Source organism: Trinickia sp. (genome assembly GCF_051961175.1).
In the GTDB taxonomy this organism is placed as follows: Bacteria; Pseudomonadota; Gammaproteobacteria; order Burkholderiales; family Burkholderiaceae; genus Trinickia.
The window spans coordinates 18592-39866 of sequence record NZ_JBQCDN010000197.1 but is presented as its reverse complement, the minus strand read 5'-3'; the positions used below and the strand labels follow the sequence as shown (position 1 = coordinate 39866).

At 64.3% G+C, this 21275-nt stretch carries 18 protein-coding genes, 1 other RNA gene and 2 pseudogenes; 3 read left to right on the top strand and 18 right to left on the bottom strand.

Going from position 1 to position 21275, the window contains the following annotated elements:
* From ACTHL0_RS11710 to ndk, 7 genes and pseudogenes are all read right to left on the bottom strand, one after another.
* Window positions 1-360 (bottom strand): annotated as a pseudogene (locus ACTHL0_RS11710) (outer membrane protein assembly factor BamB); the annotation flags it as partial.
* A gap of 68 nt (window positions 361-428) precedes the next feature.
* Entirely contained in the window at window positions 429-1058 is a 630-nt protein-coding gene (locus ACTHL0_RS11705) for a tetratricopeptide repeat protein (protein WP_440566899.1), read from the bottom strand.
* A 57-nt stretch (window positions 1059-1115) separates the two neighbouring features.
* Window positions 1116-2456, bottom strand: a complete 1341-nt coding sequence (gene hisS, locus ACTHL0_RS11700; protein WP_440566898.1) for a histidine--tRNA ligase — start codon at window positions 2454-2456, stop codon at window positions 1116-1118.
* 18 nt (window positions 2457-2474) lie between these two features.
* Entirely contained in the window at window positions 2475-3779 is a 1305-nt protein-coding gene (ispG, locus tag ACTHL0_RS11695; RefSeq protein ID WP_440566897.1) for a flavodoxin-dependent (E)-4-hydroxy-3-methylbut-2-enyl-diphosphate synthase, read from the bottom strand.
* A gap of 102 nt (window positions 3780-3881) precedes the next feature.
* Window positions 3882-5048 carry a helix-turn-helix domain-containing protein gene (locus ACTHL0_RS11690; protein ID WP_440566896.1) on the bottom strand — a complete coding sequence of 389 codons (1167 nt, stop codon included), beginning with the start codon at window positions 5046-5048 and terminating at the stop codon, window positions 3882-3884.
* Between the two features lie 137 nt (window positions 5049-5185).
* Window positions 5186-6343 carry a 23S rRNA (adenine(2503)-C(2))-methyltransferase RlmN gene (gene rlmN / locus ACTHL0_RS11685; protein ID WP_440566895.1) on the bottom strand — a complete coding sequence of 386 codons (1158 nt, stop codon included), beginning with the start codon at window positions 6341-6343 and terminating at the stop codon, window positions 5186-5188.
* A 112-nt stretch (window positions 6344-6455) separates the two neighbouring features.
* Window positions 6456-6881, bottom strand: coding sequence for a nucleoside-diphosphate kinase (ndk, locus tag ACTHL0_RS11680; protein ID WP_440566894.1), 426 nt, complete (start codon window positions 6879-6881; stop codon window positions 6456-6458).
* Window positions 6882-7117: 236 nt separating this feature from the next.
* Between ndk and ACTHL0_RS11675 the strand changes: the two genes are divergently transcribed.
* Entirely contained in the window at window positions 7118-7816 is a 699-nt protein-coding gene (locus ACTHL0_RS11675; RefSeq protein ID WP_440566893.1) for a Bax inhibitor-1/YccA family protein, read from the top strand.
* Between the two features lie 254 nt (window positions 7817-8070).
* Here the strand turns inward: ACTHL0_RS11675 and rlmD are convergent, their stop codons facing one another.
* Window positions 8071-9465, bottom strand: a complete 1395-nt coding sequence (gene rlmD / locus ACTHL0_RS11670; protein WP_440566892.1) for a 23S rRNA (uracil(1939)-C(5))-methyltransferase RlmD — start codon at window positions 9463-9465, stop codon at window positions 8071-8073.
* Window positions 9466-9538: 73 nt separating this feature from the next.
* Between rlmD and ACTHL0_RS11665 the strand changes: the two genes are divergently transcribed.
* Window positions 9539-10393 (top strand): endonuclease/exonuclease/phosphatase family protein, encoded by an 855-nt coding sequence (locus ACTHL0_RS11665; RefSeq protein WP_440566891.1) that lies wholly within the window; start codon window positions 9539-9541, stop codon window positions 10391-10393.
* Between the two features lie 62 nt (window positions 10394-10455).
* On the opposite strand, the gene ACTHL0_RS11660 is transcribed toward ACTHL0_RS11665, so the two are convergent.
* From ACTHL0_RS11660 to ffs, 10 genes and pseudogenes are all read right to left on the bottom strand, one after another.
* Window positions 10456-11265, bottom strand: a complete 810-nt coding sequence (locus ACTHL0_RS11660) for a 3'-5' exonuclease (protein WP_440566890.1) — start codon at window positions 11263-11265, stop codon at window positions 10456-10458.
* 48 nt (window positions 11266-11313) lie between these two features.
* Entirely contained in the window at window positions 11314-12411 is a 1098-nt protein-coding gene (rpoS, locus tag ACTHL0_RS11655; RefSeq protein ID WP_440566889.1) for an RNA polymerase sigma factor RpoS, read from the bottom strand.
* A gap of 11 nt (window positions 12412-12422) precedes the next feature.
* Entirely contained in the window at window positions 12423-13385 is a 963-nt protein-coding gene (locus ACTHL0_RS11650) for a peptidoglycan DD-metalloendopeptidase family protein (RefSeq protein WP_440566901.1), read from the bottom strand.
* Window positions 13386-13390: 5 nt separating this feature from the next.
* Window positions 13391-14080, bottom strand: a pseudogene (locus ACTHL0_RS11645) (protein-L-isoaspartate(D-aspartate) O-methyltransferase); the annotation flags it as partial.
* Window positions 14081-14247: 167 nt separating this feature from the next.
* The gene (surE, locus tag ACTHL0_RS11640) at window positions 14248-15006 is read right to left on the bottom strand and encodes a 5'/3'-nucleotidase SurE (RefSeq protein WP_440566888.1); all 759 of its coding nucleotides are present in this window, start codon (window positions 15004-15006) and stop codon (window positions 14248-14250) included.
* 158 nt (window positions 15007-15164) lie between these two features.
* Window positions 15165-16370 (bottom strand): CaiB/BaiF CoA transferase family protein, encoded by a 1206-nt coding sequence (locus ACTHL0_RS11635; protein WP_440566887.1) that lies wholly within the window; start codon window positions 16368-16370, stop codon window positions 15165-15167.
* 49 nt (window positions 16371-16419) lie between these two features.
* Window positions 16420-17016, bottom strand: coding sequence for a recombination mediator RecR (recR, locus tag ACTHL0_RS11630; protein WP_440566886.1), 597 nt, complete (start codon window positions 17014-17016; stop codon window positions 16420-16422).
* A 48-nt stretch (window positions 17017-17064) separates the two neighbouring features.
* Entirely contained in the window at window positions 17065-17391 is a 327-nt protein-coding gene (locus tag ACTHL0_RS11625; protein WP_277426993.1) for a YbaB/EbfC family nucleoid-associated protein, read from the bottom strand.
* 134 nt (window positions 17392-17525) lie between these two features.
* Complete coding sequence (locus ACTHL0_RS11620) at window positions 17526-20096, bottom strand: DNA polymerase III subunit gamma/tau (protein WP_440566885.1); 2571 nt, start codon at window positions 20094-20096, stop codon at window positions 17526-17528.
* A 203-nt stretch (window positions 20097-20299) separates the two neighbouring features.
* Window positions 20300-20398, bottom strand: an RNA gene (ffs, locus tag ACTHL0_RS11615) — signal recognition particle sRNA small type.
* Window positions 20399-20861: 463 nt separating this feature from the next.
* On the opposite strand from ffs, the gene trxA reads away from it, so the two are divergent.
* Window positions 20862-21188, top strand: a complete 327-nt coding sequence (trxA, locus tag ACTHL0_RS11610; protein WP_102647006.1) for a thioredoxin TrxA — start codon at window positions 20862-20864, stop codon at window positions 21186-21188.
* The last annotated feature ends 87 nt before the right edge of the window (window positions 21189-21275 follow it).

Sequence of the window (21275 nt, the reverse complement as noted above, 5' to 3'; positions counted from 1 at the left end):
ATCGACGCCGCCCTTTTCCGCGCCGACCGCGGTGTACGTGCCGTCGCTGCCCACGCCGGACGTCAAATCGGCGTGTACGCTCGTACTCCAGAGCGTCTGCCCGGTCTTTCCGTCGATCTTGGCGACCGTTCCGCCCGAACCCGCCGCATAGACGGCGTCGCCGACGACGACCGGGGAGAAGAAGTAACGCCCCGCCTTGCCGACGCTCGTCTTCCAGGCTTGCTCGACATTGAAGACAGACTTGACCTCGGTGAGCGGCACCGGCTCACGGCGCGGGTCTTTCGTGGACGAGCAGGCCGCCATCGCAAGGACGGTCATCGCGCAAGCGACGGGCACGGCGAAACGTTTCAGCAAATTCATCGGTGAGCGAAGCTTCGTCAAAGGTTGTTCAGGTAAGACCGGCAGACAGCGTAGCAAACGCACGCCGCTCAGCCGCCGAGCGCGTCGAGCTTGAATTGAATGAGCTGCCGCGCGGACGCATCGCTTTTGGCCAGCGACGACAGCGCAAGCTGGTAGGCACCACGCGCATCGGCACGCTTGCCCGCCGCCGCCAACAGGTCACCCCGGCGATCCGCCACGGCGCCTTGGAAGCCCTCGACGGGCGTACCGCCCAGCAGGGCGAGCCCCGCGTCATACGCCTTTTCGTCGAGCAGCACGGCCGCCAGACGCAGCTTCGCGATCTGCTTGTACTCGTCGTCCTTCGCGTGATCGATCGCCCATTGCAGCTGCGCCTTCGCGCCTGCCGTGTCGCCCGCTTCATAGAGCGCCTTGGCTGCGGCAAGCGCCGTCATCTCGCCGTACGCCGTATGGCCATAGCGCGATTCCATCGCCCCGGCATCGCGCGCGACGGCGGCTTTGTCCTTGGCCGCAACGGACTGCTGCACTTGTTCGTAGAGCACCGCGGCCTGAGCCGCCTGGCGCCGCTGCCAGAAGTGCCAGCCATTCCACGCGGCCGCGGCGACAAGCGCCACGAGCACGATCCAGGTGGACGCATTGCCCCACTGTGCCCACCAAGCCTTGAAGCTCTCAATCGATTCTTGTTCGTCGTGATAACTCATCGCAAAGCGATTCCTTCTTGTCTCGCGCCGTTCTTGTCATGAGCGGCGACGGTTACGTCAGTCGTCGCCGTCTTCGGCGGTTGCAACCATCGCATTGATTAGAAATTCGGTCAAGTTTTCGACCGCCACGGTGCGTTGTTCGCTCTTTTCGCCACCGCCCGCCGCGTCGCGCAGCGGTTTAATGCCCACGGTACCGTTCGCCACCTCGTCTTCGCCGAGGATCACCGCGAAAGCCGCCCCGCTCGCATCGGCTCGCTTCATTTGAGATTTGAAGCTGGCCGACGCGCCATCGGCGCTGCAATGAAGGATCACGTCGAGGCCCGTATCGCGCAGGCGTTCGGCGATGATAAATGCCTGCTCGCGCGCGCTATCGCCCTGGTGGACGACGTACACGTCGCATCCTTCCTCCTGCGGAACGAGCGATTCCTCCTTCAGCAATTCGAGGATACGCTCGACCCCCATTGCCCAGCCGCACGCGGCTGTGGGCTTGCCGCCCAGTTGCTCGATGAGCGGATCGTAGCGGCCGCCGGCGGCCACGGTGCCTTGCGCGCCCAGCTTATCGGTGACCCACTCGAACACCGTGAGGTTGTAGTAATCGAGGCCGCGCACGAGCCGCGGATTGATCGTGAAGGGAATGTTGTTCGCCTTCAGCAGCCGCTGCAGCCCTTCGAAGTGCGCCAGCGAAACGTCGCCGAGAAAATCGATCAGCTTCGGCGCATTTTGCGCAATCTCCTGCAGCGCGGGGTTCTTCGTATCGAGCACGCGCAGCGGGTTGGTATAAAGCCGGCGCTTCGCATCTTCGTCCAGCAAGTCGACGTGCTTTTCAAGATAAGCGATCAGTTCGACCCGGTGCGCGGCGCGCTCCTCGGCCAGGCCGAGCGAATTGATCTCCAGGCGAATGCCGGTCAAGCCGAGATCGTCCCAGAGCCGCTGGCACATCAGGATGATTTCGGCATCCGTATCGGGACCGGCGAAGCCGAGCGCTTCGACACCCACTTGATGGAACTGGCGGTAGCGGCCACGCTGCGGACGCTCGTGACGGAACATCGGCCCGATGTACCAGAGGCGCTTGGGACCGTCGTAGAGCAGATTGTGTTCGATGGCCGAGCGCACCACGGCAGCGGTGTTTTCGGGACGAAGCGTGAGATGTTCGCCGTTCAGTGAATCGACGAAGCTGTACATCTCCTTCTCGACGATGTCCGTCACTTCACCGATCCCGCGCGTGAACAGCTGGGTGTGCTCGACGATCGGCGTGCGGATGTTCTGATAACCGTACGCGCGCAGCATCGATTTGACCGTGGCTTCGAAGAAGTCCCACAGCGCCGCGTCGGCCGGCAGGATATCGTTCATGCCTTTGACGCCGGCAAGCTTCTCGAGCTTTCTCTTCTGTTCTGTCATCGTTGTTCGGTTGACTCGTTAATTCGCGACGCTCGCGCGGCCATAGCTGCGTTCGACGTAGTCGCTCACGATTTGCTGGAATTCCTCGGCGATCCGCTCGCCGCGCAGCGTCTTGACTTTTTCGCCGTCGATGAAGACGGGCGCGGCCGGGTTTTCTCCCGAGCCCGGCAAGCTGATGCCGATATTGGCCTGCTTCGATTCGCCCGGGCCGTTGACGATGCAGCCCATGACCGCCACGTGCATTTTTTCGACGCCGGGATACTGATCGCGCCAGACGGGCATCTGCGCGCGCAGATAATTCTGAATCTGCGACGCGAGTTCCTGGAACAACGTACTGGTGGTGCGGCCGCAGCCCGGGCATGCGATCACCATCGGCGTGAACGAACGCAAGCCCATCGTTTGCAGGATTTCCTGGCCGACGATGACTTCACCCGTGCGCGACGCGCCAGGTTCGGGCGTGAGAGAAATACGGATCGTGTCGCCGATGCCTTCTTGCAGCAGCACGCCGAGCGCGGCGGTGGAAGCGACGATGCCCTTCGAACCCATGCCGGCTTCGGTCAGCCCCAAATGCAGCGCAAACGCGCAGCGGCGCGAAAGCTCGCGATAAACGGCGATCAAGTCCTGCACGCCGCTGACCTTGCACGAGAGCACGATCTTGTTGCGCGGCAAGCCGAGCTCGACGGCGCGTTCGGCCGAGCCGATGGCCGATTGGATCAGCGCCTCGTACATCACGCTTTGGGCTTCCCACGGTTCGCTGCGCGCGGCGTTGTCATCCATCATGCGCGCGAGCAGATCCTGATCGAGACTGCCCCAGTTCACGCCGATCCGCACGGGTTTGTCGTAACGCGCGGCGGCTTCGATCATCTGCGCGAACTGCGTGTCGCGCTTCGCCCCGTGGCCGACATTGCCCGGGTTGATCCGGTACTTCGACAGCGCCTCCGCGCAAGCGGGGTAATCGCGCAGCAACAAGTGGCCGTTGTAATGGAAATCGCCGACGAGCGGCACGGTCACGCCCATGCGGTCGAGCTGCTCGCGGACGGCCGGCACGGCTTGCGCGGCTTCGGGGGTATTGACCGTGATGCGAACGAGCTCCGAGCCCGCCTGCGCGAGCTCCTTCACCTGGATGGCGGTGCCGATCGCGTCGGCCGTATCCGTATTCGTCATCGACTGCACGCGCACGGGCGCATCGCCGCCGATAGTGACGAGCTGCCCGCCCCAGCGGACGTCGACCGCGTGCGAAACGCGACGCTTCGCGGAACCGCCGAAAACCGGCACGGAAGAACAAATCTGACTGCTGCTGTCGGTAGGCATCGAAAGACCCATGAGTCCTGGTTACGCTGCGTGCGCAGCTGTCCGAACGGCTACGCACCCGAAATTGAGAACGGGCCGCGGCGCACTCGCTGCGGCGCTGGGCCCGTTGAACCGTTACGGCAACGTAAAACGCGCGACGTTGCCCTTGTTCGGACCGAACTTCGCCGCGTCGACGGTTTGTCCGTCCAGCGTCATCGATTCGAGCCCGGCGCGGTTGCCCGCGGTGATTTTGAAGGGGGGCACGCCCGACACTTCCTTCGTGTCGCCGGCGTGGACCAGCCCCGAAAACACTTCCTTGCCGCTCTTGTCGCGCACGCTGAACCAGCTGTCCTGCGACACCTTGACCCCGATCGTCGCGGCACCGGACGCGGGCGTTGCCGATGCCGGCTGCGCGGCCGCAGCCGACGCCGGTGCCGCTGCCTCGGTTTGCGCCTGGGCCGGCGTAACGGCCGAGGCGGAGGCCGGCGCGGCGACGACAACCGACGCACCTTGCGCGGCGGCCGGCGCCGGAGCCGGCTGGGAAGCAGCAGCTTGCGCAGCCGGTGTCGGTTCGAGGGGCGTGATCGTCGGCGCGCTCGCTTCAGCCGACGCCGACGCACCGGCCGGCTCGGAGGCGGCCGTCGCGTCCGAGGAGGCGGCCGATTGAGACTGAGCCACGACGACGCCCGACGACGCGGCGGCGGAAGCCGATACCGCGGCGTTCGATGCTGCGCCGCCCGGATTCGCGGCCATCCCGCCCGCGCTGGCCTTCAGCCGCGCGAGCCAGGCCGCGGAATCGCCGCCTTGGTGCCACATCGCGAGCGCGATGACGACGATGACGCCGGCTGCCACGCCCCACCACCATGAACGGTGCTTAGGCGTGCCGCCAAGCGACACGGAGACGCGCCCGCGCGGCAAACCCGCGCCCGTCGAGGCGGGCATCGACAAATCGGGCTCGGGCTCGCCTTTGACCCGCCGCAGCGCTTGCGCGAACGGCTCCGGATCGGTACCGAGCATCTTGGCGTAGCTGCGGATGACACCAAGTGCGAACGTCGTGCCCGGCAGTTGACTGATGTCGCCCGCTTCGAGTGCCCGCATCTTGTTCGGCGACACCTTCAGACGCGCGGAGACGTCGTCGACGGACCAGCCCTTCGCTTCCCGCAACTGCGCCAGGCGAGCGCCGACCGCGGCCAGCGAGTCGAGCGGCGCATAGGCGGCGCCCGGCGCCGTCTGCGGCACGGTGCCTCCCCGTCCCCCGCTCGCTTGTGTGCCTTCTGATTGCGGATGCTGCGACTCACTCATCCCTGATCCTCGCGTCGATTCTCTTTTTCCACTCCGCACCCGACGGGCTCGTTCGATGCCCCCGATGCGCGGATCGTCTATGTCACTGCCCGTCGGCGGCGCGCACACAGCGCCGCCTCATGCGCCCCACCCCTGGCTCAGCGCACAGGCCGCACTTCAATTACCTTGTTTCCCCGGCCATTCGTGGCGCGTTCCATCCGCTCAGCCACCCGCGTGCGGTCTTTTACCGCCCCCGCAAGCTGGCCGCACGCGGCATCGATGTCGTCGCCGCGCGTCTTACGCACCGTGGTGACGACACCGGCATCGATCAGTATTTGTGCAAAGCGCTTGATCCGATCCGACTTGGAGCGGAAGAGCCCCGACTCCGGGAACGGATTGAACGGAATCAAGTTGAACTTGCACGGCACGTCGGCCGTCAGCGCAAGCAATTCGCGCGCATGGGCGTCGGTATCGTTCACGCCGTCGAGCATGCAGTACTCGAACGTGATGAAATCGCGCGGCGCGACTTCGAGATAGCGCCGGCACGCGGCCATCAGCTCGCGCAGCGGATACTTCTTGTTCAGCGGCACCAGCATGTCGCGCAGCGCATCGTTCGGCGCATGCAGCGAGACAGCCAACGCCACCGGCAGATCGGCCCCGAGCCGATCCATCATCGGCACGACGCCCGACGTCGACACCGTCACCCGCCGCCGGGACAGGCCGTACGCATTATCGTCAAGCATCAGGCGCAGCGCCGGCACGAGCGCATCGTAGTTGAGCAGCGGCTCGCCCATGCCCATCATCACGACGTTCGTGATGACGCGCTCGCCTTTGTTGTCGGGCGCATGCGGGCGGCCCAACGCCGCGCGCAGCGCGAATTCGGCCATGCGCAGCTGGCCGATGATCTCACCGGTGGTGAGATTGCGCGACAAACCCTGCGTGCCCGTGGAGCCAAACCGGCACTTGACGGCGCAGCCGGCCTGCGACGACACGCACAGCGTGCCGCGCGTCTCCTCGGGAATGAACACCGTTTCCACGGCGTTGCCGTTGCCGACGTCGACGAGCCATTTGCGCGTGCCGTCGGCCGAGACGTGATCGCTGACCACGGGCGGCATCACGATCGCCGCGCGATCCTTGAGCTTCGTGCGCAGCGACTTGGCGAGATCGGTCATGCCGTCGAAATCGGCGGCGTTGTACTGGTGAATCCAGCGTTGCAGCTGCTTGGCGCGAAATGCCTTCTCGCCAAGGCTGTCGCAATAGGCGACGAGCCCCGCGGCATCGAGGTCGAGAAGATTGACGGAGGGACTGCTCGTCATGTCGGATCCTGCTGTTTCAATGCGGCTGGCCCGTGGCCGCCGCGTCTCGCGCGGCGGCGCGCCGGGGCGGCCGCCCGCGCCAAGCGTCGTTCGCTAACGCCGTGCCCGGCGATCAGCGCGAGTAAACGTTGATTTCCGGGAAGAAGAATGCGACTTCCACGGCAGCCGTTTCAGCGGCGTCCGAACCGTGCACGGCGTTCGCATCGATGCTGTCGGCGAAATCGGCGCGGATGGTGCCCTTCTCGGCCTTCTTCGGATCCGTCGCACCCATCAGGTCACGGTTCTTCAGGATGGCGTTCTCGCCTTCGAGCACTTGGATCATCACGGGGCCGGAAATCATGAATTCCACGAGATCCTTGAAGAACGGACGAGCGGCGTGCACGGCGTAGAACTTCTCCGCATCGGCGCGCGAGAGCTGCGCCAGGCGTGCTGCGACGATCTTCAGGCCCGCGTTTTCGAAGCGGCTGTAGATCTGGCCAATCACGTTCTTCGCCACTGCATCGGGCTTGATAATCGACAGGGTACGCTCGATCGCCATAAAAACTCCAAAAAATTAAGGGGTTACAGATTCTAATGAATCTGCAATTGTAGCATGTTCCAGTGTATGATTGCGATCGATCCCTTACTCAGACGAAACTTCGTCTGAAAAGTCACCGAGAGCTTGAAACTCGCGCTCTCAGGACCGATCTTAGGAAGCGGGTGACCCAATGCGCGGCGTGCATGCCGGCGCGGGGCACGACCCGATTCGAGTGCGTTTTTACGCAAGGAGAAAGCATGAACGAGTACCCGTACAACGTCGCCCGCGGCGGAGCCGTCGCGGCGGGCACCCGCAACCGCGTGCTGCGGAACACATACTGGCTGCTCGCGCTGTCGATGGTGCCGACGGTGGTGGGCGCATGGCTTGGCGTTGTCACCGGCTTCTCGCTGTTCGCCGCGACCAGCCCGATGATGAGCATGCTGGCCTTTTTCGCGATCGCGTTCGGCTTCATGTTCGCGATCGAGCGCACGAAGGAAAGCGCGCTGGGCGTGGTTTTCCTGCTGGGATTCACGTTCTTCATGGGCCTGATGCTCTCGCGGCTCCTGACGATGATCCTGCACTTCTCGAACGGCCCGTCGCTGATCATGCTGGCGTTCGGCGGTACGGCCGTCATCTTCGCCGCCATGGCGTCGATCGCCACGGTCAGCAAGCGCGACTTCTCCGGCCTCGGCCAGTGGCTGTTCATGGGTGCGATCGTCATTCTGATTGCGATGGTCGCCAACATGTTCCTGCACCTGCCGGCCCTGATGCTGACGGTCTCCGTGCTCGCGATCGTCATTTTCTCGGGCTTCATGCTGTTCGACGTGCAGCGCGTCGTGAATGGCGGCGAAACGAACTACATCTCGGCCACGCTGGCGATCTACCTCGATCTGTACAACGTGTTCGTCAATCTGCTCTCGCTGCTTGGCATTTTCGGCGGCAACAACCGGAACTGATGCGGATGGGGTGGTCACACCCCGCTTAAACCTGGTTCCGTTCAGGTTTCGGGCATCCGGCACCTGGATTCGCAAGCATGACAAAGCCCCCATCCGCATGAATGCGCGTGGGGGCCTTTTCTCGGGCCACTCACTATTTGTCCGAAGCCGGAGCCGGGACCAACAGGGGCCAACAGGAGCGGCGGGAGCGGCGCATTGCCTTTGCGCGCGTCAGCACCGTCCCTGCAATACGCTGACTCGCCGGGTATCCGTTATCAGGCCCGCTCGAACAGCGCAATCGATTCCACATGCGACGTATGCGGGAACATGTTAACGACACCCGCCCCCTTGAGCCGATAGCCTGCCTCATGCACGAGGAGCCCGGCATCGCGTGCGAGTGTCGCCGGGTTGCAGGACACATAGACGATCCGGGCCGGCAACGATCCCTCCCCACTTTGCGCGATCTCCGCCAACGCCTTCGATACTGCCAACGCACCTTCGCGTGGGGGATCGACGAGGAACTTGTCGAACGGGCCCAACGCTCGCAAATCGTCGGCCGTAACCTCGAACAGGTTCCGACACGCGAACGACGTATGGCGATCGACACCGTTCACCTTCGCGTTGGCGAGCGCCCGCGTCGTCAGCGCTTCGCTGCCCTCGATGCCGACCACCTCGCGGGCGAGGCGCGCGAGCGGCAGCGTAAAGTTGCCGAGCCCGCAAAACAGATCCAGGACGCGATCGGTACGCGCCGGTTTCAGCAGCCGCAGCGCCCGGCCCACCAAAACACGGTTGATCGCATGATTGACCTGCGTGAAATCGGTCGGCTTGAACGGCATCCGAATCCCAAACTCCGGCAGCGTGTAATCGAGTTCCACGTCGAGCGGATAAAACGGCACCGCCGTGTCGGGGCCTTTCGGCTGAACCCAGAACTGCACGCCATGCTCGTCGGCGAACGCGCGCACGTGGGCTTCGTCTTCGAGCGTCATCGGCTCCAGCACGCGCAGCACGAGCGCCGTGACGCTGGTACCGACGGCCAACTCGATTTGCGGCAACCGATCGCGGATCGACAGACGCTCGACGAGCCGGCGCAACGGCACGAGCATCGCCGAAACATGAGGGGGCAGAACCTCGCAGCTCGTCATATCGGCCACGTAACTGCTCTTCTTCTCATGGAAGCCGACGAGCACTCCGCCCTTTTTGGCGACGTGACGCACCGTCAGTCGCGCGCGATACCGGTATCCCCATGACGGCCCATGGATGGGTCTGAAGACGGTCTCGGGCCGAATCTTCGACAAATGCCACAGATTGTCTTCAAGCACCCGCTGCTTGATCGCCACCTGCGCGCGCTCATCGAGATGTTGCATCGAGCACCCGCCGCAGGTGCCGAAAAACTGGCATTGCGGCGTCGTGCGCATGGCGCTTGCTCGCAAAACATCGACGATCTGCGCCTGCTCGAAACTGGGTTTCTTGCGATAGCTCGAATAGGTGACGCGCTCCCCGGGCAACGCCCCTTCGACAAAAATGACCTTGCCGGGCTCGCCGTTTTCGGTTGTCAAACGACCGACTCCGCGCGCGTCCATATCCAGCGAATCGATCTCGATGGCGGGCGGTTGGGCGGGCGATGCGCCGGGCTCGGGGCGACGCGCGATACTACGGGGAAATTCGGACACCTGCGGTTTCCTGAGGGACATGGGACGAAAGGCGAGATTGTAGACGAACAGCGCAATCGGACGGAGGCGAAACGTGAAGCTCGTGAGTTGGAACGTGCAATGGGGGCGCGATGCGCAAGGCCGTGTCGATCTCGGACGGACGATCGACACCGCCAAGCGTCTTGCCGATTTTGACGTCCTCTGCATGCAGGAGATCACGCGCGGCTTCGGCGCCTTACCGGGCGGGCCAAGCCCCGATCAATTCGAAGAAATCGCGCGAGCCCTGCCGGGATTTACCGTGCTGGACGCGATCGGTGCCGATCTGCCGTCGCTCGACGGTTCGCCGCCACGCCGCCAATTCGGCAACGCCATCGCCACCCGCCTGCCGGCTTCCCTTGCCATCCGACATTCGCTGCCTTGGCCTGCCGACGCAGGTGCGCCATCGATGCAACGCGTCGCGCTCGAGGCGGTCGTCGAGACGAATCGCGGCCCACTGCGCATTCTCGTCACGCATCTCGAATTCTATTCGCTGAAGCAGCGCCTCGCGCAAGTCGATGCACTGCGGCGCCTGCAGTTGGAAGCCGCCGATCACGCCGCACACCCGGCTCCCGCCGAGAACGACACCGGCCCATTTGCCTCGACTTCGCGGCCGGTGAGCGCGATCGTATGCGGCGACTTCAACAGCGAATTCGGGTCCGAGGCATACCAGGCCTTCGTTGCCCCGTTGGCGAATGCGCCAGGGTTCATCGACGCCTGGACAACGCTCCACCCTGGCGCGACGCCGCCGCCGACGGCCGGTGTGTACGATACGGCGCAATGGAGCAACGGGCCGATTGCGTGCGATTTCGTCTTCGTCACCGAGGATTTGCGTAGCCGCTTACGAAGCTGCGAAATCGACGGCACGACGCAGGCCTCCGATCATCAACCGATCGTACTCGAACTCGATTGAACGGCCGCGGCAGATCAGATGCGAGGACACAAGCCAGGAAGCCAGCCCGAGTCCGTGGCCCCTTAACGCGGCGCGGCCGCGGCCGGGGCGATCGCAGGCTCGGTGAAAGCCGCCAGATATTCGGCCCAATGGGGCGCACTCTCCTGCGCAAGAGACTGCTTCACGAAGGCGATTTCGTCCGCATACTCGTCAGGCGAAAAGGCGCCTCGCATGAGCTGGAAGCGGCAATACAGCAGGTATGTATTGACGACGTCCGTTTCGCAGTAGTTACGGATTTCTTCAATACGTCCTTCACGGAAAGCGGTCCACACCTGGCCGCCATCCATCCCGAGCTTGCCCGGAAAACCGCACAGCTTGGCCAGCGCATCGAGCGGTGCGTTCGCGCGCGCCTGGTACATCGCCAACACGTCCATGAGATCCGTATGGCGCGAGTGATACCGGCTGATGTAATTGTTCCATTTGAACTCGCGATCGTCTCCGCCGAGATCCCAATAGCGCGACGCGACGATACCGTGCACGAGGGCGCGGTAATGCAAGACGGGCAAATCGAAGCCCCCGCCGTTCCATGAAACGAGTTGCGGCGTGTACTTTTCAATCACGCGATAGAACGATTGAATGAGCGCCGCCTCGCCATCGTCGAGGCTCCCGAGCGAACGCACACGCAAGCCGGTACGGTCGCGGAACACACATGAGATCGCAGCGATGCGCTGGAGATGGTGCGGCAGGAAATCGCTGCCGGTCTTTTCTCGGCGCGCCGCGAACGCATGCTCGGCCACTTCGGCATCGGTCATCGAATCGGGCAAATCGTCGAGACGGCGAATGCCGGCGACATCGGGGATCGTCTCGATGTCGAAAACGAGAATCGGAATCATGAATATCTGAAAAACTGCGCCCGGCTGGATGTGCGCCTGAACGAACGTCTAAAGAACCGCATCCTTGCGCACGCCGTTGGACGCAAAAAAGCGCTTCAAGCGCACGAGCGCTTCTTGTTGAATCTGCCGCACCCGTTCGCGCGTGAGGCCCATTTCGTCAGCCAGTTCTTCGAGTGTCGCCGGCTCGATGTGATTCAGCCCGAAGCGCCGCTCGATGACATGGCGATGCTTGTCGGACAGGCGCGACAGCCACGCGCGTGTAAGCGTTTCCAACTCGCGGTGCTGCACCTCCGCGTCCGGAGACTGGCTTTGATCGTCGGACAACAGATCGAGCAAACTGCTGGCGGGATCGAGATCGAGCGGTGCGTCGAGCGATGCCGTATGCTCGTTGAGTGCGAGGATATCGGTTACTTCGTCGGTCGTCTTGCCCGTCAGGTAGGCGATGTCGTCGATGCTGGCATCGCGCCGTTCTACCGCCTCGCCTGAGTTCATGGAGTTCTTTTCGAGGTGCCGCTTCGCGCGCAGCACTTGATTGAGCTCACGAATGACATGCACCGGCAGCCGCACCGTACGCGCCTGGTTCATGATCGCCCGCTCGATGCTCTGGCGGATCCACCATGTCGCATACGTGGAAAAACGGAAGCCGCGCGTCGGATCGAACTTTTCGATCGCATGCATGAGGCCGAGATTGCCCTCTTCGATCAGATCGAGCAGCGGCACGCCGCGATTCAGATAGCCCTTGGCGATACTGACCACGAGGCGCAGATTGCGCTCGATCATCACCTGCCGCGCTTCGAACTCGCCGGCCTTCGCCAGCCTCGAATAGCGCTGTTCCTCTTCGACCGTCAACAGCGGCTTCACGCTGATGCGGTTCAGATAGTGCTGAATCGTGTCGGCCGTCAGTTCGGCCTGCAAAAGCGCGCGGAAGTCGTCTGGGTCGGGTCCCGGCTCGGCCCGCCCTTCCCGCTCTTCGCCGTTTTCCTCGGCCTGCTCCGAGGCGCCTTCCTGCTCGAACTCACCCTCTGACTCGGCGGGGTCGTCCTCAGCCTCGGTCGTCGAAGCGCCCGCGTCGTGCACCAGGTCGTGCGTGACGCGGCTGAGCGTGTCCGTTTCGGATTGCTGCTTGCGGCGCTTCGATGTCGGCATGGTCGTATCGCTTATTGCGGCGGCAAGTATTTCATCGGATCGACAGGTTTGCCCTGTCGGCGGATCTCAAAGTGCAGCATGACGCGGTCGGCATCGCTGTTGCCCATCTCGGCGATCTGCTGCCCCTTCGTCACCGCGTCCCCCTCTTTTACCATCAAACTGCGGTTGTGTGCATAGGCGGTGAGATACGTCGCGTTGTGTTTGATGATAATGAGATTGCCGTACCCGCGCAGCCCATTTCCTGCATAGACAACACGTCCTGCCGCGGCGGCCTTCACCGCGTCGCCAGCTTTCCCGCCGATATTCAGCCCTTTGTTGGTGCTATCGTCAAACGCATTGATCACGGGCCCGTGCACCGGCCAACCGAACGACACGTCGCCGCCTGCGGCAGGCGAACTCGCCGCGCCACCGGCAGCCGGCTGCGGCGGAATGGTGGTTGCGGTGGAGCCCGGCCCCGTACCGTAGATCGGCGGTACGGTAGCGTTCGCACTCGCCGTGCCCGGCGCGCCAGCGGTGGCCGAGGACGCGAGCGGTGCACCCTGCACGCTGCCGCCAGCCGTCACGGGCGCCGTTGCAACGCCGGGCGTCACTGCCGCCGCGTTGGCGCCAGGCGGCACCACGCGCAGCAGTTGATCGACTTCGATCTGATTCGGATTCGACAGGTTGTTCCACGCAGCGATGTCGCGATAGTTCTGCCCGTTTTCCAGTGCGATGCGATAAAGCGTATCGCCCGGCTTCACCCGGTAGTAGCCGGGCGGCGGCGGGCCCAGCGGCACGGCTGGCTGCGCCGCGCCCGGCACTCCGGCGGATGCCGCGTTTGTCGAGAGCGCGCTCGAGCGGTCGACGACGGGCGCTTGATCGAGCCGCGTCGCACATGCGGCGAGCGTGGTGAGGGCCAGCACACAGACGACGCGCTGAGTGGCGGTCAGCCAAGCCTGTTCGTTGTTTGTTTGCATCGCGCGCAACGTAAACATCGGTGTCAAATCACTCCGGATTTTAAAGGTACAAAGAAAACGCGATCAAGCCGAGACTCCCGCCACTGATTCGCAGCGACGCGCTCGACAAGCGTCAAAACCTGAGTCTGTCCACTCTGTGAACCCACGGGCGCAACCAGCCGGCCGCCGATCGCCAATTGCTCGAGCAGCGCCTGCGGCACGTCCAGCCCCGCCGCCGCAATCACGATGGCATCGAACGGCGCGGCAGCGGGTAAACCCACGCGGCCGTCACCGTAGTGCAAACGGATATTCGGCACCCGCAGGGGCCGCAGGTTGAGCTTGGCGCGCTCGTACAGCGGCTTGATCCGCTCGATCGAATAGACGTCGCGCGCCACGCGGCTCAACACCGCCGCTTGATACCCGCAACCCGTGCCGATTTCGAGCACACGGTCGAGCGTGCGGCCCGCACATGCGAGTTCGAGCATCCGCGCGACCACCGACGGTTTCGAGATCGTCTGGTGATGCCCAATCGGCAATGCGGCATCTTCGTAGGCCTGTGTCGCGAGGCCCGGATCGACGAACATGTGGCGCGGCACCGCGGCGATCGCGTCGAGCACCCGAGCATCGGCAATACCGTTTGCCCTGAGCCGTTCGACCATTCGCTCCCGTACCCGTTCCGATGTCAGCGCAAGCGCGCTGGTGAGCGGGACGTTGGGCGCGCCCATTTTGTCGCCGGTGTGCGACGGATGCGTGTCAATGCGACGGACCGCACTCTCTCTCGTGCTGAGCGGTTCGCGCGTGCGAACGCGCTCGTCCGGGCGGACCCGGCCATCGGCCGCTGCGCGCGGCTTGCGCTCAAGATCGGCCAGCCCGAGCGGAAAGCGTTTGGCGCGTTCGCCCGTCATGAATCGCGACGCCCCGCACGGGCCCACTCGCGCGTGGCCGCCATCATCTGAGTGTGGGTGAGATCGAGCTGCAGCGGGGTAATCGACACGCGGCCGTTCGCCAGCGCATGGAAATCGGTGCCTTCGCTGGCATCGAGCGCTCCCCCTGACGGCCCGATCCAGTAGATCGGCTCGCCGCGCGGATTGTTTTGGCGGATGACCGGCTGCGACGGGTGACGCTTGCCGAGCCGTGTGACATCCCATTCTCCGAGCTGCTCGTAAGGCAGATTGGGAATGTTGACGTTCAGCAGCGGGTGCGACGGCAACGGATGAGACAGAAAGTGACGGACGATGTCGGCCGCCACGCGCGCCGCATCGTCGAGATGAGCCCAGTCCTTTTCGACAAGGGAGAAGGCGATCGCCGGCACGCCGAACATCACGCCTTCGGTGGCGGCCGCGACCGTGCCCGAATACAGTGTGTCCTCGCCGACGTTCTGCCCGTTGTTGATGCCCGACACGACCAGGTCGGGCCGATGATCGAGCATCCCCGTCAACGCGATGTGGACCGAATCGGTGGGCGTACCGTTGACGTAGTAGAAGCCGTTCGCCGAACGCCAGACCGAGAGCGGGCGCGAAAGTGTCAATGAGTTCGATGCGCCGCTGCAGTTTTGCTCGGGCGCCATCACCGTCACCTCGCCCAGCGGCTGCAGCGCATGATAAAGCGCCGCGATTCCGGGCGCGAGGTAACCGTCGTCGTTGCTCAGAAGGATTCGCATCCGGCGATTGTAACCGAGGACCGGGGCCGTCTGAACGCTCGGTCGACCCTATCCGCATCGAATCGTTCCTTTAAAAAAAGGAACGCCCGTGCGGCTTCATCCCACACTGCATCGAGGCCTCTCGGGCAGGCATCCGGCCGCGTGCTGTCGGCCCAAAGCTAGACGATCTTGCGCGCGCGCAAGTCGGCGATCGCCGCAGGACCGTAGCCGATCGCACCGAGCACTTCGTCCGTGTGCTCGCCAAGCGCCGGACCGAGCCAACGCGTGCCTCCCGGTGTGTCGGAGAACTTCGGCGTCACGTTGGGCAGTGCAATATCGAGCCCGTCCTGCCACTTGAAGTGCTCGATCATCTTGCGCGCCGCAAACTGCGGATCGGCGAACATATCGGCGGCGCTGTAAATACGGCCCACCGGCACGTCGGCCGCATTCAGAATCTCGAGCGCTTCGTCGATCGTACGGGGCGCGAGCCAAGCCGCGATCGCATCGTCGATTTCGTGCGTGCGCGGCACGCGGCCGTCGTTATGCGCGAGCGCCGGATCGTCGGCGAGATCGGGACGTTCGATGGCTGCCATCAGCCGCTTGAAAATCGGATCGCTGTTGCCGCCGATCACGATGCTGCCGTCTTTGCATGCATAGGTGTTCGACGGCACGATGCCCGGCAGCGATGCGCCGGTACGCTCGCGCACAGCGCCGTATACGCCGTACTCAGGCACGATGCTCTCCATCATGTTGAATACGGCCTCGTAAAGCGCGACGTCCACGACCTGCCCTTTGCCGCCGTTCGCCTGCCGATGGTGAAGTGCCATCAGCGCACCGATCACGGCATGCAGCGCGGCAATCGAATCGCCGATCGAAATCCCGATCCGCGGCGGCGGCAATTCGGGATAGCCGGTGATATGCCGCAAACCGCCCATGGCCTCGGCAATCGAGCCGAATCCGGGCCGGTCGCGGTACGGCCCTGTCTGACCGTAGCCTGAGAGGCGGACCATGACGAGACCGGGGTTGTCAGCGCTCAGCACGTCGTAACCGAGACCGAGCTTTTCCAGCAATCCGGGGCGAAAATTCTCGACGACGATATCGGCTTCCCGCGCGAGCTGCAGCAGAATCCGCTTGCCCTCTTCTGCCTTCAGATTCAGCGTGACCGATTTCTTGTTGCGCGCCTGCACCGCCCACCAGAGCGACGTTCCGCCGGTTTCCGGATAAAGCATGCGCCACTTGCGCAGCGGATCGCCGCCGTTCGGATCTTCGATCTTGATGACTTCGGCGCCGAACTCACCCATCAAACGCGAGGCGAAGGGCCCGGCGATCAGTGTCCCGAGTTCAAGCACCTTGACGCCCGCGAGCGGGCCAGGCGATACGCTCATGTCTATCGTCTCCTTGTGCAGGCATGGTCGGCCAGCGCGGCCAGGGCGGTTAGAGCGTGCGTCGATCGAGCATCGCGCGCGCGATCGTGCCGGCGTCGACGTATTCGAGCTCGCCACCCACCGGCACGCCGCGCGCGAGGCGCGTCACCGACAGATCGCGCGCTTTGAGCGTCTGGGCGAGGTAATGGGCCGTGGCTTCGCCCTCGTTCGTGAAGTTCGTCGCGAGCACGACTTCCTTGACGACACCATCCGACGCGCGCTTGACCAGCCGCTCGAAATGAATTTCCTTCGGCCCGATGCCGTCGAGCGGGCTCAGACGCCCCATCAAGACGAAATACAGCCCCCGGTAGGTCATCGTCTGCTCGAGCATGATCTGATCCGCCGGCGTTTCGACGACACATAACAGCGTTGGATCGCGCGACTCGTCGCTGCACACGTCGCATACCCGTGCTTCGGTAAACGTATTGCACTTCTCGCAGTGTCGCAGGTGCTCGGTCGCGAACAGCAGCGAACGCCCGAGCCGTTCGGCCCCTTCGCGATCGTGCTGCATCAGGTGGTACGCCATGCGCTGCGCGGATTTGGGACCGACGCCCGGCAGCGCGCGCAGCGCCTCGACGAGCGCAACGAGTGCGGAAGGCTGTTTCATGTTGCGAATACCATCGCCAAGCGGATCATCTCCTTTGCTGTGCGCCGGTCAAAACGGCAGCTTGAATCCCGGCGGCAGCGGCAGGCCCGACGTCATGCCGCTCATCTTTTCCTGGGCGGTCGCTTCGGCCTTGCGGACAGCATCGTTGAACGCCGCCGCGACGAGGTCTTCGAGCATGTCCTTGTCGTCGGCGAGCAAGCTCGGATCGATCGACACGCGGCGCACGTCGTTCTTGCAGGTCATCGTCACTTTCACGAGACCGGCGCCCGATTGGCCCTCGACCTCGATCTGCGCCAACTGCTCCTGCATCTTCTTCATGTTTTCCTGCATCTGTTGGGCTTGCTTCATCAGCCCGGCGAGTTGGCCTTTCATCATGGATGTGCTCCTTGGATTGTGCGAAGTGGGATGCGGCCGCCGCATCGGTATGGACGACGCCGCAAAGAATTCGGAAAACAGAAAAGGTCGTATGTGCTTGTCGCGGTATGCTCCCCGCCGGTGAATCACGGCGCTCAGTGCGCGCCCGCTCCGGCTTCGGCGCCCGGCGCCACGGGTCTTACCGAGCCCGGCACGATGCTCGCCCCGAACTCGCGAATCAACGATTGTACGAACGGATCGGCACCAATTTCCCGCTCGGCTTCGCGCTGACGCTCCGCGCGCGCGGCGGCCTCCAATAATGCCGCGGTGCGGCGGGCAGGGCCGACGGTCACGCGCACGTCGACGGCCGTGCCGAGTTTTTCCTCGAGTGCGGCTTTCAGCTTCGCCACTTGCGTGGCGTCCGCATACTGCGGCACCGGCACGCTCAGCGCCAGGATGCGACCGTCCAGCTCGGTCAGTTCGCTATTGAATGCCAACTGATGAGCGACACCCGTGAGCCCCAGGCTGGCCGCCAGTGCCGGCCAATCGCCTGCGAACCCGACTGCATCGAGCGCCACGGGTGGCGGCAGCTTGCTCAGATCGACGGCGGGCGTCGACGGGATAGCCGGCGAATCGAAGCCTGCGTCAACCCGCACATCGTCAGGACCGGCGCCGAAGACGGGAACGAAGCCATCATCGGGCGGCCCCGCGAAGTAATCGTCTTCCGAAGACGGCGGCGGGTAATCGTCGAGGGGCGGCATATCGTCCCACGGCGCGGGCGCCGACGCCCGCTCGGGCGCGACCGGGCGCTCGGGCCGTGCCGGCGGCGCCTCCGACGCGCGCGGACGCGGCGTCGGCACGACGACCGGCGTCTTCGGCGCTGCCGGTTTGGCCGGAGCGGCCGTTGCTGCAGGCTTGGCCGCGGCGGCTCGATTGCGGTCGGTGGACACGCGCAAGCCCGCGTTGCGCAAGACGTCGAGCGCGGCGCTCGCGCCGCCCGTCCGCGGACGAGAATCGGCGTCCGGCTCAAGCGCGGGCTCCGCCGACTTAAGAGATACCGATGCAACGGTTGGCGCGGCGGCGCGCGCTCCTCTTGCCGCGGATTGCGGCATGGCGGCCGCGGCCGCCGTGTCAGCCGCCGTGTCAGCCGCCGTGTCAGCCGTCCTGTCAGCCGCGGCGGCCCGCGGCTCGAGCGAAGGCTCGGAAGGCGACGCGGAAACAGAATCCGGTTCGGCCGCCGCCGAACGCGCGGCATCCATTTCTACGACACTTCGCGCGTGCGCATCGTCTTCACTCGGACCGGCGGCATTCGGCACGGACGTCGTAACCGTCGTAACGGGACTCGCGGGCGGCGTGGACGCTTCGGCGGACGCAGCAGGCGCTTCGCCCGGCTCCGCAGACGTGGATCCGCCGACGGATTCGATCGATGCGGCTTGCATCGAAGGCTTCGGCGACTGCCCGCCAAACGCCCGCGCCTGGACGTCGCGGGTTGCCGCGGGTGGCATCGCACGCACCGGGGCCGCAGCACTTGCCGCGCCTTGACTCGCCTGCGCGGCCACGGCGGCGCCGCGTTGCCCCACTGCCGCCGCCGGCGCGCTGGCCCGCTTCGGGGCCGGCCCGGCCGGACCCGATCCGGGCGGGATGGTCGGCTCGAACGCCAGCATGCGCAGCAGCGTCATCGTGAAGCCCGCGTATTCGTCTGGCGCAAGACCGAGTTCAGCGCGTCCGAGCGTCGCGATCTGATAGAACAACTGGACTTGCTCGGGTGCCAGCGCCTCGGCGAATCGACGCAGGTCGCTCGCCTCGGGCCACTCGTCGAGCACGGTGGCCGGGGCAAACTGCGCCCACGCCACCCGGTGAAGCAGGCTGGCCAGGTCTTGCAGCGCCGTGGAAAACGACAAACTGCGCGATGCCATTTCGTCGGCGACCGACAAGACAAGCTGGCCGTCACCCGAGACGATCGCATCGAGCAGGCGGACAAGATAGCTTTGATCGAGCGCGCCCAGCATGCCGCGCACGGCCTCTTCGGTCACTTGATTGGCCGAGTAGGCAATCGCCTGATCGGTCAGCGACAGCGCGTCGCGCATGCTGCCCTCTGCCGCCCGCGCGAGCAGCCGCAGCGCCTGCGGCTCGAAGACGATCTGCTCGGCCGCAAGAATCTTTTCGAGATGATCGACGATGTGCCCGGCCGGCATCTGCTTCAGATTGAACTGCAGGCAGCGCGACAGCACCGTGACGGGGATCTTTTGCGGATCCGTCGTCGCGAGGATGAACTTGATATGCGGCGGCGGCTCTTCCAGCGTCTTCAGCATCGCATTGAAGGCGTGGTTCGTGAGCATGTGCACTTCATCGATCATATAGACCTTGAAGCGCGCATCGACCGGTGCGTAGACGGCGCGCTCGAGCAGCGCGGCCATTTCATCGACGCCGCGGTTGCTCGCCGCATCCATCTCGACGTAATCGATGAAACGGCCTTCGTCGATTTCACGACAGGCGCGGCAAACGCCGCACGGGGTGGCCGTGATGCCCGTCTCGCAATTGAGTGCCTTGGCGAAAATGCGGGAGAGCGTGGTCTTGCCGACGCCGCGGGTTCCGGTGAACAGATACGCGTGGTGCAGACGCGCGCCGTCGAGCGCGTGCGTGAGCGCGCGCACGACGTGTTCTTGTCCGACGAGCGAAGCGAAATCCCTCGGTCGCCACTTGCGTGCGAGAACTTGATAGGTCATCGCGAAATTGTATCAGCAACGCCGCGCCGCCAATGCACCCGCGCGCTCGCGAAACACGGCAAAGCGGCGAACTATGACGCAACGGAACCGGATAGCGCATGGCGTTCGGCGACACGGCAAAACAAAGGGAAATTCGAAACAGAGTGGAAGCGCTGCCGGGCAGCGGCAACAAACCACGAGAAGACAGCGAGGCAAAAGCGGAAGGTGACGAGCCCGACCCTCGGCACTGGTGGAAAACGGCTGTGGCTGCTTCGTTCCCGACCTGACCAGGTTGACCGCCCCTCCATGCGAGGAGGCCCGTCACGGCGCATTCTATCACCGCTTGCCCAGCGACGCGAGCGCGGCGCGCGGATTCTTTCGCGAGATGGCGCGAAGACGTTCTTATATCGTTCTTATATGCCCCCGCCCCGGCCTGCCTGTGCGCGGCACCGCACACCCCGCGCACAAAGGGAGCGCGGAACAGCGGGCGAGACATCCCCATCCGAACACGCGGCCAACGTGCACGTGCGGCAGCGCGCGTGCCGCGACTATCGGTTCGGACGACGCATAGCGATTTGGGCTAATATGACACCCAGACGACCCGCAACTGAGCGAGCCGCGCGAGCCTTTTGTGCATCGACTCGCTCGCCCACCTTCCCGCGAAGTCAGCGCCGCGTCCGCTTCCGGCATGTCCGATCGGCTGCGCGCTCAGAACGATTTCCCGTTTTGGTGTATTGTGGCGAGCAATTTCAGACGCGGGCCTCGAACCCGAAGAGGTACTTTTACATGAGCGAACAAATCAAGCACATCAGCGACGCATCGTTCGAACAGGACGTCGTGAAATCCGACAAGCCCGTGCTCCTCGATTTTTGGGCCGAGTGGTGTGGCCCGTGCAAAATGATTGCCCCGATTCTCGATGAAGTCGCCAAGGATTACGGCGATCGCCTCCAGATCGCCAAGATCAACGTCGACGAGCATCAATCCACGCCGGCGAAGTTCGGCGTGCGCGGCATCCCCACGCTGATCCTGTTCAAGAACGGCGCGGTGGCGGCGCAGAAGGTCGGCGCCCTGTCGAAGTCGCAACTGACCGCATTCCTCGACAGCCACCTGTAACGAACCGCCGGGCCTGTTGCAATACGACAACAGGCCCGGTGCACAACGCGGCGGCTAATAGAGCCGCACGCGGCGTGTGCTATGCTA